The following is a 15,956-nucleotide window of genomic DNA, read 5'->3' on the forward strand; positions in this document are numbered from 1 at the left end:
GGCCAAGTAGATGAGGGGAAAGCTGGGTTATCTGATCAGCCGTTATCCTGCGATCTCTCACACGTTCATCTTGCGGGAGGTGCTGGAACTGCGTCGTCTGGGCTACCACATCGAGGTTGCCTCTATCAACCAACCTGACCAGCCTAGAAGCGGGCTCACGCTTGAAGAACGAGCGGAGGCTGATTCGACGTTCTACGTGAAGTCCAGTGGAGCCCGGGGAGCGTTGCAGGCCCAGGCTTCGGAGCTGGCGCACAATCCCTTAGCCTATATGAGGGGTTTCATTTTCGCAGCAGCCCTTGGCGGAACTGACCCGCGCAGGGCGATCATGAGTATCCTGTATTTCGTTGAAGCAGTTTTAATTGTTCAATGGATGAGGGCTCGCGGCCTCAAACATTTGCACGTACACTTCGCCACGCCCGCCGCGACCGTCGGCTTAATCGTGGCAAAGGTCTCTCGTTTTACATTTTCACTGACGATCCATGGTCCCGATGAGTTCTACGACACTCCCGGATATCTCCTGCCAGAGAAGATTGCTACGGCTAACCTGCTTTGTGTCATTGGAATGTTCGCGCGAAGTCAGGTGATGAGGCTTTGTGAATCCTCGCTATGGGACAAGATAGAACTAACACCGCTAGGCGTGGATGCCAGGCTCTTTCGGCCGACGGGCTTGGCGAAAACTGCCAAGATCTTCGAGATACTTTGCGTGGGGAGGCTGGTTCCAGCGAAGGGACAGCATGTGCTGCTGGCGGCTGTTGCGCGACTGCGCTCGAGCGGGCGCGCGGTCCTGCTGCGCCTGGTTGGCGATGGGCCGGACCGTAGTTCGCTCGAAGCATCCACGCGACTTCTTCGGATCGAAGATTCCGTCATCTTTGAGGGACCGGTGAACCAGGATCGGATTCGCGACCTCTATGCAACAGCAGATGTGTTTGTTCTAGCGAGCTTTGCCGAAGGCATCCCAGTGGTCCTGATGGAAGCGATGGCCATGGAAATTCCTTGCGTCTCGACCTGGGTGAATGGCATTCCGGAACTGATACGCGATTCGATCGATGGACTACTGGTCTCTCCTTCCGACGCTGATGCTCTGGCTGCGGCCATCGCCCGGCTGATGGACGATGGTGATTTGCGCAACCAGCTTGCGAAGGCGGGGCGTTTGCGTGTCATCGACAAGTACGACCTAACCGAAAATGTTGCTCACCTGGCAGAAGTCTTCGACGCTTACCTTTGTGAAGAGGCAACGTCAGCACCCGACCACGCAAGATCGGTGCTCGCATGATTCGCTACCTATTCCTCCTTGTCGGGAGCTGCTGTGCCCTGATCACTCTTCCAGGAACCATCGAGCTGTTTGTTTTGACGATCGCAGGCATGCTTCCGCGACGACGCACAATCCTTGTGCCCGGCAGTAACTACCGGTTGGCGGTGATAGTGCCGGCTCATAATGAGGAGCTGCACATCGCTCGCTGCATTGAGAGTCTGACTCGAGCAGATCGGAGCGGCATTGACGCGTCGTTCACCGTAATTGCGGATAACTGCGACGACAGCACGGCCGCGACAGCGAGCCGCTCCGGTGCTCGCGTGATCGTCCGTGAGAATCCCCTCGATCGGGGCAAGGGCTATGCGCTCGATTATGCTTTTCGAACCATGGCGTCGGAGGGATGGAATGCCTTTGCAGTCGTTGATGCCGACAGCGAAGTCGCTCCTAACTTCATGACCGTCTTAGTCTCGGCCTTACGGACTGGAGCGTCCGCCGTACAGTGCAGATATGTCGTGCGGAACGCACACGAGTCAAGCCGGGTTCGGCTGATGAAGGTTGCCAATGCGGCCTTCAACGTTCTCCGACCGAGAGGCAGAGAGAGATGCGGCCTCTCTGCAGGCATCTATGGAAACGGCTTCGCGCTCTCGGCAGACACCTTGAGCGCCGTTCCTTACCTTGCTAGCTCCTTGGTGGAAGACCTCGAATACCACCTGGCTCTCGTCGACGCCGGGAAACGCGTACGCTTTTTAGATACTACTTCGGTATACGGCGATATGCCGGCCGCTGGCGCCGGCGTGAAGACCCAACGGACTAGATGGGAAGGCGGCCGTTTCCGAATGATCCGGGAAAAAACTCCACGCCTCATCCGGCGAATCTTCCGCGGGCGATTTGACGTTCTCGAACCTTGCCTGGATCTGCTCCTTTTCCCTCTTGCCTTTCATGTCGCGCTGTTATTGATCGCAGCTGCGACCCCGTTCTGGCCGATGAGAGCGCTCGCTCTTGCCGGCTTAGCGACCGTCGTCATGCACTTAGCTGCGGCCATCGCCGTTACTGGAGGAGGCTGGCAGGACGTCGCTGCTCTTCTCGGCGCGCCGTTTTACATTGTATGGAAGATACTGCTGATTCCACGGCTGGCAAGGTCTGCCAATGCCAAGAGCGCATGGACGCGAACCGAGCGGACTGCAGAGAGGAAGATTCTGTGATCCCGGATATCTCCGTCGTCGTGGTTTCTTTCAATACCCGCGAGCTGCTGCGCGATTGTTTACTCACGCTGCGGAAGGAAGTCGAAGGGCTTGCCAATGAGGTGTTCGTCGTCGATAACGTCTCCCGGGACGGCTCGGCTGAGATGGTCGCGGCGGAGTTTCCCGAGGCCCGCTTGATTCGTAGCAACGTCAATCTAGGGTTCGCTGCCGCTAACAACAAGGCCTTCAGCTTGGCCACAGGACGCTACATCGTTCTGCTCAATTCGGATGCCTTTCTCCGGCCGATGGCGCTCCAAAGATCGATCGAATACATGGATGCGCAGCCGCGCATCGGTCTTGGCGGCGCTCGATTGGTTGGCGCGGATGGCTCGTGGCAGCCATCGAGACGCTTGTTCCCGTCGCCCTTGAACGATTTCCTCTCGCTCTCCGGACTGGCGGCCAAGTTCCCGCGCTCGCGTTTCTTCGGCCGCCAGGACCATACCTGGGCGGACCAGGACCAACCGGGAGACGCCGACTGGGTTCCAGGGGCCTATTCCATCATTCGGCGAACCGTTCTTGACCAGGTTGGTCACTTTGATGAACAGTTTTTCCTCTATTACGAAGAAGTGGACTTATGCCGCCGAATCAAGCAGGCCGGCTTTTTGATTCGCTACTGGCCGGATGTCGTCGTAGTTCATCTGGGCGGCGAGTCTTCAAAGACTTTGACGAATCTAAGTATGTCGAAATCAGGCGCCCAGCTTGAGCTTTGGCGAATGCGCAGTGCGTTTCTCTACTACCGGAAACACCATGGCCCGGTTGCATGGTTGTCAAAGACGATTGAAGCCCAATGGCACGGTCTTCGCTCCTGGAAAAATTCGCTGACTCCGGGTTCTGTGCACAAGACCAAGGCAGAAGAGTCAAGGCTTGTCATCCAGCTCCTACGCCGCGCCTGGCAAGAGACCGCCGGTGGCGCGGTATCTCCCACGAGGCCTTGGTAAACGGATATGCCACGAAAGCTCAGCCTCGCTGCCAAGATCGGATTGCTATCCATCGCCAGTTGCCGCATAACCATGTTAGCCATGGCACAAGAGGGGAGCGCCGGCTTTACCGTCCGCGCAGACCAAAAGATCGTCACTGCCGACGAGATCGTGCGGCAATTCGAAGCGCCGCTGCTAACCTCTTACATCCTCGGCGATGGTGATGAAATCTCCGTGGATGTCTGGAACCACCCGGAGCTTTCTGGAAAACATGTGATCGGTCCGGACGGCAAGATTACGGTACCGATCGCAGGAATAGTCAAGGTTTCAGAGCTTAGCCGGGAAGATGCGCAGGCGGCTATTGCAAACTCCCTCATCCACTACTACTCCGACCTTTCTATTACCTTGCGAGTGGACCGCTATACCTCCTATCGCATTTACATCCTGGGGCGGGCAGGTGTACCTGGAATCGTGCAGTTTGATTCTCAGCCGACGCTTCTGGATGTCGTCACCCGGGCGTCGGCGATCACCTCGGGAGGTGTAGGACCCGACAGCGCCGGGCTGGGACGATGCGCCATCTTGCGCGGCCGCGATCAGGTGATTTGGGTTGATCTGAAAAGCCTATTAAGCCAGGGTAGCTTGGCGTTGAACATCCGCCTGGCCCGAAATGACATGGTTTATCTTCCCGACGCCGGAGAGCGAGAGGTCTATGTTCTTGGCGAGGTCAAACATCCAGGCGCATTCCGCCTGACCCCGACTATGTCCTTCCTGGACGCCTTCAGTCAGGCGGGCGGGGCCACCGAGGACGCGTCGGAGAACAAGATCGAAATTGTGCGGAGTGCGTCCGGCACACAGCGCGAGTTTCGCATGAGCGACCTGCTGAGCGGCCCCGAGCACTTGAATTTCGCGCTCGAAGAGGGCGACATCATTTACGTTCCCCGGCGCAACCTTGCCAAATTCGGATATGTTCTCCAGAAAACCAGCTCTCTTGCTGCATTTGCCGTACTCGGAACACTGGGGGCGAAATAGCCGTGGCCCCCGTATCCAGCGGTTCTGAAGAGGTGGTATTGGCCCACGCCAATCTCGCAGATCCGCAACTCGGCGCAAGCCCGCCTTTGTTCGCTAGCGTCCACGTGCTTGCCAGCCTCCGCAAACACCAGCGGGTGGCACTGCTTACCGCCTTTGTCATTCTGCTCATCGGCCTGCCGGCCGCCTGGTTCAAGGGCGACCCCAAGTACTCTGCTACGGCGGTGATTTATGTTTCTCCGCGCTTCATCGCGAACCTCGCCGACAGTAGCTCGCAGAAATTTGACTCCACCGAGCAATACCGGGAATACGTACAACAGAACGTCAAAACCATTAACCGATTCGATATCGTTCTGGAAGCGTTGAATAGACTAGGCCCGCTGCAATCCGTTTGGACCAGGCCAGGCGAGCTGCCTGAACGCGCGGCGAGCCGGCTGCAGGGCGCTTTGGTTATCGAAGAGGTCCCAAACACTTATCAAGTCACGATCTCCCTGGAATCAAACCGCAAAGCGGGCCTTGCTGAATTAGTCAACTCGGTCGCCGAGACATATCTCGACAAAGCCAAGGCGGAAGAGTTCTATGGCAGCGACCAGCGCATACAGAGTCTCATTGCAGACAGGACACGACTAGAAAAGGAAACCGCCGAGAAGCAGGGCCGCCGGATGGCGCTTGCTCAGGAGTTAGGAGTCAGCAGCTTCACTGACAACGACCTCAACCCATATGACCGCCTGCTGGTGACCGCAAAAGAAGCGCAGTCCGAGGCCCAAAAGAGCGCGATTCAGGCGGATACTGAGCTCGCAGTCTTTGACGAAAATGAACATCCTGGCGGCAAAGAAGCGCTGGATGCATTTGCATTGGAAGAGGCCAAGAAAGACCCTGTTCTCTCAAGCGTGATGACCGGCCTGAACGTGCGACGGGCCCAGGTCTTGACGAATCTGAGCGGACTTTCGGCAGACCATCCGGGGCGCCGCGCCGCAGAGCGCGAACTGGCCGACATCGAGAAAGAGAGACAAGCGGCGATCCAGTCGGAGGTAGTCTCGATCTCCAAGATGATCCTCAACCAGCGTACGGCGGAAGCTTACCAGGCGCGGCGTGTAGAACGGCAGCTTACCGCGGAGGTACAACGACAGGCGTCCCAAGCATCCTGGTTCACTCACGGCTACCAGGAGGGAATCCAGCTCGGCCTCGATGTGGATCAGGCGCGAAAAGCACAAGACAACCTGCAGCAGCGAATTGACTATTTCCTGCTGGAGAAAAGCGCGCCTGGATTTGTGCGCCTCTTCTCATCTGCCCGTCCTCCTGACCAGCCTGTCAAGCGTGGACGAAAACTCCTGCTAGGTCTCTGCATGGCTTTGGCATTGGCGTTTGCCGTTGCTGTTCCTGTTGGCATTGATTTTCTCGATCCAAGGCTACGATCTCCGGCCCAGGTGGAACGCTTGCTCGGGTTTCCTTTGACCGCGTGGATTATGGAAAAACAGGAAGCCGGAGCGAGTTTCGAAAAAGAGCAAATCTTGCGCTTCGCCAACCGAATGGTTCAGGAAAATCAGAGGAATCGCAGCCGCATCTTTGCCTTCACGTCGGTGAAGGCGCATGGTGGAACCACGACGATTGTGCTCGAAACTGCCCACGCCCTCAGCTCGCTCGGCGTTTCGGCTCTTGCGATAGAAGCGAATGCCTACCGAAGTGACTCCCGCTTTCTGAAACCTAACGCTCGCGGACTGGTCGCAGCCCTCACCGGCGCCCGGCTTCTGCAATCCGAAGTCATCCCTGGAAATGAAGAGCTTCCCGATCGCATCCCGGTTGGTGAAGCAGCAGAGGGAGCGAGCTTGCCGAATATCAGACATCTTGAAGAGATGTTGCGTCGCTCGGTTCACGAATACGACTTCATCCTAATTGACGCGCCACCAGTTCTCGCCTCGGTCGATGCCGAAATAATGGCGAGCTCAGCCGATGTTCTCGTTCTCGTAATTGAGGCAGACTCGGTCACCAAGCAAGAACTGCAACGTGCCGCAAAGAGCCTGGAACGGCTGAATTTAAGGGCAATCTCAGCAGTGTTCAACAGGGTCAGGCGGGACGAGGCAACTGGCTTCGCAGCAACGGCGCTCGACGAATTCCTCAATGGCTCAGCTGCTCCTGCAAGACGCCTCTTTAGCCCTTGGTTGTGGAGATGATCAGTGAAGAATGATTCCGTCATCCCGATAGTCTCGGTTGTCGTAATCGGACGCAATGAAGGCCCGCGGTTGCAGCGCTGTCTCGAGTCGGTTCGAGATATGGAGAAACCGGGCGGCGATTTCGAGATCATCTACGTGGATTCATCTTCTACCGACAATAGCCCTGACCTCGCCCGGCGACTTGGGGCTCTCGTGATCTCTATCGACTCGTCACGTCCGACCGCCGCGCTGGGCCGGAACGTTGGGTGGCGGGCATCCTCTGGTTCCTTCGTCCTCTTTCTCGACGGCGATACCATCCTGCATCCGGAATTTGTCGTGCAATCGTTACAGCAGTTTGGGAGTGACACCGCGATTGTCTTTGGCAACAGGCGTGAGATTCATCCTGAGGCCTCGGTCTATAACCGTGTTCTCGATCTGGAATGGATTTCTGCTTCGGGATTTGTCGACTCGTGCGGCGGCGACGCGCTGATGAGACGGGCAGCACTCGAAGCGGTTCAGGGCTATGACGAAAACCTGATCGCCGGCGAGGAGCCGGAGATGTGCCGGAGGCTGCGTGAACTGGGCTGGAAGATTCTCCACGTCGATGGTCCGATGACCGGCCATGATTTAGCCATCTCCCAGTGGTCACAATACTGTCGGCGCGCGATGAGGACCGGCTATGCTTATGCGCAAGTCTCGGAGCGTTTCCGAGGGTCGTCCCTGCCTTTCTGGAAAGTGGAAGCGAGACACAATCGCAATGTCGCTTTCGCACACGCGTCGATCATCACCTTGTCCGTGCTGGCTTCATTGATATGGCGTACAGCCTGGCCCATAGGTTTGGTCCTTGCATTTTTCCTTCTACTCGCTCTCCGGACCGCAGGAAGAGTTACCTGGAAATCGAACAACTTGGCGACCCGGCTGCTCTATGGCATTCATTCACACTTACAACAGATTCCTATTTACCTGGGACAGCTCCAGTATTGGAGCGACCGCCGCAAGGGTCTGGCGCGCGGTCTGATCGAGTATAAAGGGACGTCCCAGTGAAGCCTCGTACACTGCGGGTATTGCTGTCGGCCTATCAATGCGGGCCGGGCATGGGGTCGGTCTCCCAGATCGGTTGGGAATGGTATTCCCGTTTATCTGAGTCAGCCTCTGTGACCCTGGTTACCCACATCCGCAATCGCGAGTGTTTACAAGCTGCGGGCGCGCCTTTGCCGGGCACAGAAATCATCTACATTGACACAGAATGGTTCGCCGGATTCCTCTATCGTCTGGCATCCCGCCTATTTCCTCGCAGCGAACATGCGGTCTTCCTCCTATCCTCGGCTGATTTCTACTTGTTCGATGCGGTGGCATTGAGGACCTTGCGCAAGCGAGATCTCAATTGGGACCTCATTCATGCGGTCACGCCTGTCTCTCCTGTTGCGGCCACCCGCCTCTACCGCCTTGGAATCCCTCTGATCGTCGGGCCGTGGAACGGCGGACTGGCATCGCCCAGCGCTTTCCCCGAATTAATGAGACAAGATTCCGCATGGATCTACCAAGCTAGACATATCGGCAAGTTAGTCGGCCGGCTCTTTGGGTGTACCCGCAAAGCCTCTCTGATTCTCAGCGCCACTAGATCGACGGACCGCAGTCTGCCAAAGAATGTCCCAACCGTTCGCATGCTCGAGAACGGCGTCGACCTGAAACGCTTCCATTCCTCCACCTGGGACGTGATTCCCTCAAAGACTACCCCGCTCAAAGTGCTTTTCGTTGGACGCTTACTCCCCTTCAAGGGCGTGTCGTTACTGCTGGAGGCAGTCTCTCGAGTCTGGCAGGAAATCCCTATTACCTTAACGATTGTCGGGGATGGCTCGATGAGAGAAGACCTTAAACGCCGGGCCCACGAACTCCACCTTGACGACCACGTGACGTTCCTCGGAAATCTGCCGTCAGGCCAAGTAGCCGAGCAGATGAGAAATGCTCATGTCTTCTGCCTCCCCTCCATTCGTGAGTCGGGTGGCGGCGTGCTACTCGAAGCCGCAGCCTCGGGTCTCCCGGTAGTGGCAGTCAACTATGGCGGCCCAGCAGAGATTGTCGACGAAGAGGTAGGACACCTGGTCTCGGCCGATGGTCCGGAACAATTGATTGCCGGGCTGGTAGAGACCTTCGGCGACATTTGGAAGAACCCCGCGCAGTGGCAGCAACGCGGGAAGAGGGGACGGCAGAAGGCTGAAAAGGAATATGGGTGGGAAGTCCGGATGAGAAACGCCATAGCCATCTACTGGCGGATCTTGGGAGAAGACACAGCTCATGCTTGACACTCTCTTGCCCGATCCCGAGGGACCAATTCTCGAAGACCACGCGGCCACGATCCGCGAATCGTTGTCTCGCAATGTGTCTGTCGACGTGGTCGCCCGCATTGGCTACCTGGTCTCGCGCTTCTTCATCCCTCCTTTTGTTCTGGCTCATGTGAGCTTGGAGGCTTATGGGCTCTGGTCCACTGCCTTCATCATGGTCTCTTATGTCGGTCTCTCAACCATGGGGATCTCTACCGTCTACATCAAATTCGTAGCCGAATACTGTGCGCGCCGAGATTATCTGAAAGCCAATCAACTGCTCTCGACCGGCTTGTGTCTGACCGTGCCTTTCTGTGGCGTGGTCTTCGCAATCTTCTATCTGCTCTGGCCGCGCCTGGTGGTTTGGCTCCATATCGCCCCATCCCTGCGCGGGGATGCGCGCGAGGTCGTCTTGTCGGTAGTCGCCATCTTCCTCGCTTCACTGAGTCTTGGCGCCTTTCACGATGCCGTGGTAGGCGCCCAAAAGACTGATATGGTGCAGCGCCGATGGATGGTTTGCTACATCGTAGAAACCATTTTGATCTTTATCCTGGTCGGCATGGGAAGGGGCATCCGTGGCTTGTCGGAGGCATTCCTGGTCAGGACGATCATCGACGTCGTGCTCTGTCTGATCATGGCGGTTCGCCTGCTTCCCTGGCTGCGCATATCACCGCGACTGATCACCCGCGAAGCCTTCAGAACCCTGTTCGCCTTTGGGGCTATCGTTCAGATTCAAGGCCTGCTCTCGATTACTTTGGATTCGATCGAGCGCGCCGTTGCCGCTCCGCTGGTCGGCCTCGCCGGCACTGGTCTTTTGGAGGTCGGCAAGAAACTTCCATCCATGGCAGGATCGGTCCCCATCGCTTTCACCTCCTCCTTCACGCCCGCGGCGTCGTATGTTCATGGGGGATTAGAATCCTCGCCACAGCAGCGAGACACAGTCCGCCGGCTCTATCTCCGTGGTGCTCGTTACATGAATCTCGCGGCTGCTTACTTCTGCGGCTTCCTCGTCGCGATTCCCGGGCCGATTCTGGATGTCTGGATGGGCAAGCACTTCGCGGGCGCAGCTTACTTGGTGGTGATTTTTTCTATCTCCACTCAGGTGCACTTGATGACTGGCCCCGGCACCTCGATCTTGCGAGGAATCGGCCAAGTGAGAGAAGAGTTTCATTATGCGCTTCCGAATGTTGCCGCCTTGCTCGTCGCCATTCCCATCTCGAGACTTGTGCTGGGTCGATGGACAGCCCTTGGCATAGCGACAGCCGTCGCCGTCTCCACGCTGATATCCGCTATCTACTTCCTGGCGCACGCCAACCACATCTTGAAGGTCTCCGCCCTTGAGTACTGGAAGAACGTGGCTGGACCCGGCCTGGTTCCCTACCTGGTGGCTGCCCCGTTTATCCTGCCTGCGCACTTTGTGGTGACTCACAATGGGCGCTGGATCGCTGCAGCGTGGCTCGCCGGCATGGGCCTGATATACACGCTGGTTTTGCTCGCGGTCGTGGACACCCTGGTTTGGAGCCCCTCCGAACGCCAATGGTTCCATGGCATGGCGTCCGCGAGGTTGACCAAGATCTTACCGTTCAAGAGTCGTTTCGCGGAAAGCCACAACATCTGAAGACAGGAGGCCGGTCATTCGAGCAAATAACTTGTCAGATTATTTCGCTTGCACTTACATCATTAACTTACCCGAGCGCAAGGACCGGAGGAAGGCCATCCTCGGCGAATTACACCGAGTGGGCATGCCATTATCGCCTGGTAGGGTCGAGTTGTTTCCGGCGGTCAAGCCGAAGGAGCGGTTGGGCTTTCCTAACATAGGGGCGCGCGGCTGCTTTCTAAGTCATTATCGAATCCTGGTCGATGCCTCACAAAAGAAGCTATCCAATGTGCTCATCGTGGAGGACGATCTGATGGTTTCTCCTGATCTTCAACGGTATTGGACGACGATCCTTGGCGCTCTGGAATCTCAAGATTGGGGCATTGTGTACCTTGGGCACATCGAAAAGGTGCCCGAGGATTGTAAACCTCAGCTGATGCCGTTTTACCAGCCTGTGATCACCTCCCACTTCTATGCAGTCAACGGACATGTCATTCCCAGGCTGGTCGAGTACCTCGAGCAGGTGCAACATAGAAACCCAGGCGATCCGCTCGGCGGCCCGATGCATCTCGATGGAGCGTTGACGATGTTTCGTCAGGCGAATCCTGACATCCTTGCCATGATTGCTTACCCGAACCTTGGCAAGCAGCGCCCATCGCGCAGTAACATCAACTGCCGCTGGTACGAGCGGCTACCGGTGATACAGCAGGCAGCCGATCTCGGCCGGATGCTCCGGGATCGTCTGCGGGCATAATGGGTTTCCTGCCGATCGTTCCGATGCTGATTGCGGCCTACGTCGCTCTCCGGTATTCACCTGCACGGGCCTTTCTGCAGGTGTATGTCCCCGTTTTACTTCTGCTTCCAATGTACTATCGCTGGGTCATTCCATTACTGCCCGACCCGACCTTCGAACAAGCCACGATTCTGCCCATCGCCGCCGTCTTTCTGGTGCGGTCCGGGGGGCGCTGGAAGTTCAGCTTTGCCGATCTTTTGATCCTCTGCTTTGCTGGCTGCATCGGCACATCTGAATATTTGAACACTGGCTACAACGAAGCGCAAAACCTTATGTTCGACATGGTCGCGTCGGTGGTTTTTCCCTACATGCTCGCAAAAGGACTGATCGAGCCTCAGGGATTGAGCGTCGCGTTCGCTAAAAAGATCGTGCTCATGTTCTCGATTGTTTCGGTCCTCTCGATCTACGAATTCCGCATGGGGCTCACCCCTTGGATCCTCATGCGGCGCTTTTATCCTGGTCAGGGATTGGAGTGGGTAACATCCTTCCGATATGGATTTGCGCGAATCGGCGGACCCTATGGACACGCGATTCTAGCGGGGCTCGTCTTGGCTGTTGGGTTCAGAGTGCAGCGATGGCTTGAGTGGAGCGCCCAGTGGGAATCCCACTTTCATGGCTTGAAGTGGTTGCGGGTCTCTAAGGCGCGCTTGATCACCATCGCCCTTGTCGGCGGCATTATCATGACCATGGTTCGAGGTCCATGGCTAGGCGGGGCCATCGGTGCATGCCTCACCGCCGTGGGACGGACAAGGCATAGACGAAGAGCGCTGATGGCGATCGCAGGAGCGATCATTATCATCGGAATTCCTGCGGCCTCTTCGTTCTACTCCTATGCCTCGGTCGGCAGGGCGCATGCCAAGACCGCTTCCCAGGAGACCGCCGCCTACAGGGTTGAGCTTATGGATAAGTATTTAACGACTGCGCTGAAACGTCCCGCTTGGGGATACGGACGTAACACCTGGCCCAAGAATCCGACCGCGCCTTCGATCGATAATTACTACCTTCTACTCTGTTTAATGCATGGCATGGTCGCCGTTGGTCTGCTGGTAACTATCATGGTTACCATGACGGTGCGTTTGGTGAGATCAGAGATGCGGTCGCCCGTATCTTATCCATTGGGAAGTTCGCTTGGCTTTACCCTGGCTGGAATCTTTGTCGTCTACGCCGTGACCATTGCAACGGTCTATATGGGTCTGCAGACCATCCCGCTCTTCGCCATCATTACTGGATGGTCGGAGGGATACCTGCTGAAGAGATATTCAATGCAGCTAGCGCCCACCGTTGCACAGCCAGTCTTCCGCTTTCGCCGAGTTGTTTTATAACGGCATCCAAGTGGTTGCCTGCCATGCAACTGCCCGCCGTAAAAGCCCGCCACCATCGCGGTACTAAAGATAGAATTACCTTCGCGCTGATCTCTGAAAGTCGGGCCAGAGTGTGTGGCCTCATGTACCTTGGACGCATGTATGCAGGTCGCCATAGGCTGGTGAAGGGCTTTACCCTGGCGATCATCGTGAGTTCATGCTTGTTGCTGCCTCAGCGATTTCTTGGCGGGAACGTCCTTGCGGTAGAGTCGTTCAACGGTTCGGCAGGACCTCTTCAGAATACAAACGGAGGGCTTGGTTGGGCTTCTCCGTGGCAGGTCCAGAACGGCAGCATCGACGTGCCGGGCTACGGCATCGCCACAATGATCCCGCTAAGTTACGCGGGCATCTCGACGAGCGGGTACGCCACGGGGGGAGACGCATGGCAATATGCCGGGCGTTTACTTGACACTAGTCCGGGAGGAAGTTTCTCTCCATATCTGAGCGGGCAGATGATCGGCGCGCCTTCCACCACCCTCCTTGTGGGCTTGCTGATGCGGAAAGACATCGATACCGATGAAGAGATGTCGGTGACGTTACACGCGGGAAACCCGCCCTGGTGGATCAGCGCCCCGGGAACGGCGATCGGTCATTTTGGGAGCAGTTCGAACACTGGCGGCGTGCGTTACTGGTCCCTGCGCTTGGATGGCATCGTTCACCAAACAGGAATTCCGGTTGTGGTAGGGCAGCCGGCATTTCTAGTGCTGCAAATAAGCTTTGGCCCAAGCAGCACTGTAAACCTTTATGTAAACCCTCCAGCCGGATCCTTGCCCGCCACCCCGGACGCTCAGGCAGTAACTACCAATTCAATAGCCTTTCAGAGTGTCGCATTTTATGGCGGATCCGGATCCGGCCAAAGCTCGATCGGCGACCTGCGCTTCGCCTCGGCATATAGCTCAATCGTAGATAGCGCCCTACCAGTTCCCCCTGCCCCAGCGACGGTCTCCGCCCTCTCTGGCAATGGCAGCGTCAGCCTCTCCTGGTCTTCAGTCTCGGGAGCGAATGAATATCTCGTCTATCAACTTGTGAATGGTATGACCCAACTGGCGGCCACCGTCTCCGCTGGTAATTACGTGGATACCGGGCTTACCAATGGTACCGCCTATACGTTCTATGTCATCGCATCAAATAGCGCCGGCGCAGGCCCACCCTCCCCGCAAGTAACTGGGGTTCCTCATGGTGCTCCTCCGCCGCCCCACCCTGGCCTCGGCACCAATCTAACCCAGGTTGCCGACTACAACCGAGAGTGGCCTTTTGTCGACGCATTTAAAACGGCGCGGCCATGGATCCCGCAGCAACAGGGTGCGTCTTGGGGACAAGGGGCGCCCTTGGAGTTAAACAGCAAGGGGTGGATTACTTCCCTTCAACCTGGTCAGTATGCAGAAACCATCATGTTTGATAACGCGCAGGACGACCAGGCAAACTATCCTGCAGGACAATACACCCTTCTCTACGATGGCTCCGGCACGTTGAGTTTCGACCTGCAAAGCGGCACGATTGTCAGTCAAACACCGGGAAGGATGGTCGTGAATGTGCCCACAGGATTGAATGGCATCTTCCTGATCGAGTCCGCCACCGACCCTTCCAATCCGATTCGTAACATACGCTTCATCCTGCCTGGCTTCGAAAAGACCTATCGAACGCGGCCCTTTCATCCGCTCTTCCTGCAAAAGCTCCAGAGCTACCAGGTCCTGCGGTTTATGGAGTGGATGACAACCAATGGCTCAACCGTTCAGAACTGGTCCGATCGAGCCACGCCCGCGGACTACACCTATAGCTGGCGGGGAGTACCGTTAGAAGTCATGATTGAGCTTGCCAACACCCTGAACGCCAAGCCTTGGTTTAATATCCCGGCTCAGGCAAGCGATGCTTATGTCACCGCGTTCGCGAATCTCGTGCAGCAGCGACTGAAACCAAATCTGACCTTCTATCTCGAGTATTCCAACGAGACATGGAACAGATCCTTCTCGCAATCGGCGTATATCGAGGCACAAGGTCTAGCATTGGGCTTTAGCAATGACCCCACCTTGAATGGAGCGGATTACACGGCGTATCGGTCCGTCCAGATCTTCAATCTGTTTAAACCGGTAGTAGGTCCAGGACGAATGACGAGGGTCATTGCTTCGCAGGCGGGAAATTCCTGGCTTTCCGCGCAAACACTTCAATTCCAGAATGCCTTCGCCAGCGCCGATGTCCTTGCTATTGCCCCCTACTTCAATTGCGACGACTCTGCGATTGGGGGATCCGGGGTCCTTGGTGACCCTTCCACTGAAGACCAGGTCGCTTCTATGTCAATCGATCAGGTAGATGACATTCAACTCGCTCACATCAATAACTGCGCCTTGCAGCAAATGCAGTCGAATGCGGCGGTGGCGGCTTCTTATGGCTTGGCGATGGTTGGCTACGAGGGCGGCCAGTCGCTGGTCGGCTATAACGGAGCCGAGAATAACACCACAATGACAGCGCTCTTCAAGGCCGTCAATCGTGGAGACCGGATGCAATCGCTCTATGCGCAATATCTGCAGAATTGGGTTGATGCTGGTGGCGACCTATTCGTCCACTATAGCGACATGGGTGCATACGCGAAATTCGGCAACTTTGGAACCCTGGAATTCCAGGATCAGGATCCGGCTACTTCGCCCAAATACACCGCCCTGATGAATTTTGCGCAACAGCATCCGCGCTGACCTGCCGCGCAATCTTGATGTTGTAACTACCTGCTCGCAGACGATCTCAGAGCCTTACAAGCTTTAATGAGCGTTGCAAGCTTTAATGAGCGTTGCGCTCAATTGATCAATCACTTGATTGATCAATTGGATGATGATGTTGTCTCCTCATGAAGTCTGAAGCCGCCGAATACATCATCCCCGCCATTACCGAACAGATCGATCGGCGCAAAAGCCTTACGTACACCGCATTTGGCCTGTTCGGGGCATGAACAACGAACGTGAGCTCATCGACAAACTGGTCGAGGAATACCAGTGCTCCTCCAACCTCAGCGAAGGTTGGAACAAGACCATCATGATCTCACAACGAGTCGGGGCGCTGGTCGCCTCCTCAGGTTGCGAGCTTCTCCGGTCATTGGTTTGATCAGGATCCACTAATTGCCCCCACGCCCAACACTGCCATGGGAATGAGCCTAAACCTCGCGATGTGGAGGTGGTGTTAAACAACAGGATCAGAGACGATATGACCGTGCTTTGTCGATACACAACGAAGGACCTTGATGCGCTCTCCGCTATCTTGCATTGGCCACTGGAGTAGCTGCGGCGCATCGCATCACTATCCGGATTGAACA

Annotated in this window: 11 protein-coding genes; all 11 read left to right on the forward strand. The window is 56.5% G+C overall.

Annotated features, from left to right (window positions below; translation table 11 throughout):
• The first annotated feature begins 10 nt into the window (after nt 1-10).
• The 11 genes from ACPOL_RS03505 (at nt 11) to ACPOL_RS03555 (ending at nt 15,345) form a co-directional block, all read left to right on the forward strand.
• Complete coding sequence (locus ACPOL_RS03505; protein ID WP_114205835.1) at nt 11-1,273, forward strand: glycosyltransferase; 1,263 nt, start codon at nt 11-13, stop codon at nt 1,271-1,273.
• Nucleotides 1,270-2,454, forward strand: a complete 1,185-nt coding sequence (locus ACPOL_RS03510) for a glycosyltransferase family 2 protein (protein WP_114205836.1) — start codon at nt 1,270-1,272, stop codon at nt 2,452-2,454. The genes ACPOL_RS03505 and ACPOL_RS03510 overlap by 4 nt, the downstream gene beginning before the upstream one ends.
• On the forward strand, nt 2,451-3,431 hold the full coding sequence (locus ACPOL_RS03515; RefSeq protein ID WP_236657203.1) for a glycosyltransferase family 2 protein: 981 nt from the start codon (nt 2,451-2,453) through the stop codon (nt 3,429-3,431). Before ACPOL_RS03510 ends, ACPOL_RS03515 begins: the two co-directional genes overlap by 4 nt.
• A gap of 6 nt (nt 3,432-3,437) precedes the next feature.
• A complete protein-coding gene (locus ACPOL_RS03520; protein WP_114205838.1) occupies nt 3,438-4,439 on the forward strand; it encodes a polysaccharide biosynthesis/export family protein in 1,002 nt (333 codons plus the stop codon).
• Nucleotides 4,440-4,441: 2 nt separating this feature from the next.
• Complete coding sequence (locus tag ACPOL_RS03525; protein ID WP_114205839.1) at nt 4,442-6,607, forward strand: GumC family protein; 2,166 nt, start codon at nt 4,442-4,444, stop codon at nt 6,605-6,607.
• Between the two features lie 3 nt (nt 6,608-6,610).
• Entirely contained in the window at nt 6,611-7,630 is a 1,020-nt protein-coding gene (locus ACPOL_RS03530; RefSeq protein ID WP_114205840.1) for a glycosyltransferase family 2 protein, read from the forward strand.
• On the forward strand, nt 7,627-8,889 hold the full coding sequence (locus tag ACPOL_RS03535) for a glycosyltransferase family 4 protein (protein WP_201759076.1): 1,263 nt from the start codon (nt 7,627-7,629) through the stop codon (nt 8,887-8,889). The genes ACPOL_RS03530 and ACPOL_RS03535 overlap by 4 nt, the downstream gene beginning before the upstream one ends.
• A complete protein-coding gene (locus tag ACPOL_RS03540; protein WP_114205842.1) occupies nt 8,882-10,525 on the forward strand; it encodes a lipopolysaccharide biosynthesis protein in 1,644 nt (547 codons plus the stop codon). Before ACPOL_RS03535 ends, ACPOL_RS03540 begins: the two co-directional genes overlap by 8 nt.
• Before the next feature lie 31 nt (nt 10,526-10,556).
• Nucleotides 10,557-11,258, forward strand: a complete 702-nt coding sequence (locus tag ACPOL_RS03545; RefSeq protein ID WP_114205843.1) for a glycosyltransferase family 25 protein — start codon at nt 10,557-10,559, stop codon at nt 11,256-11,258.
• Nucleotides 11,258-12,619, forward strand: coding sequence for an O-antigen ligase family protein (locus tag ACPOL_RS03550; RefSeq protein WP_114205844.1), 1,362 nt, complete (start codon nt 11,258-11,260; stop codon nt 12,617-12,619). The genes ACPOL_RS03545 and ACPOL_RS03550 overlap by 1 nt, the downstream gene beginning before the upstream one ends.
• A 122-nt stretch (nt 12,620-12,741) precedes the next feature.
• Nucleotides 12,742-15,345, forward strand: a complete 2,604-nt coding sequence (locus tag ACPOL_RS03555; RefSeq protein WP_114205845.1) for a fibronectin type III domain-containing protein — start codon at nt 12,742-12,744, stop codon at nt 15,343-15,345.
• Nucleotides 15,346-15,956 lie beyond the last annotated feature (611 nt).

This window comes from Acidisarcina polymorpha (assembly GCF_003330725.1).
GTDB lineage: Bacteria > Acidobacteriota > Terriglobia > Terriglobales > Acidobacteriaceae > Acidisarcina > Acidisarcina polymorpha.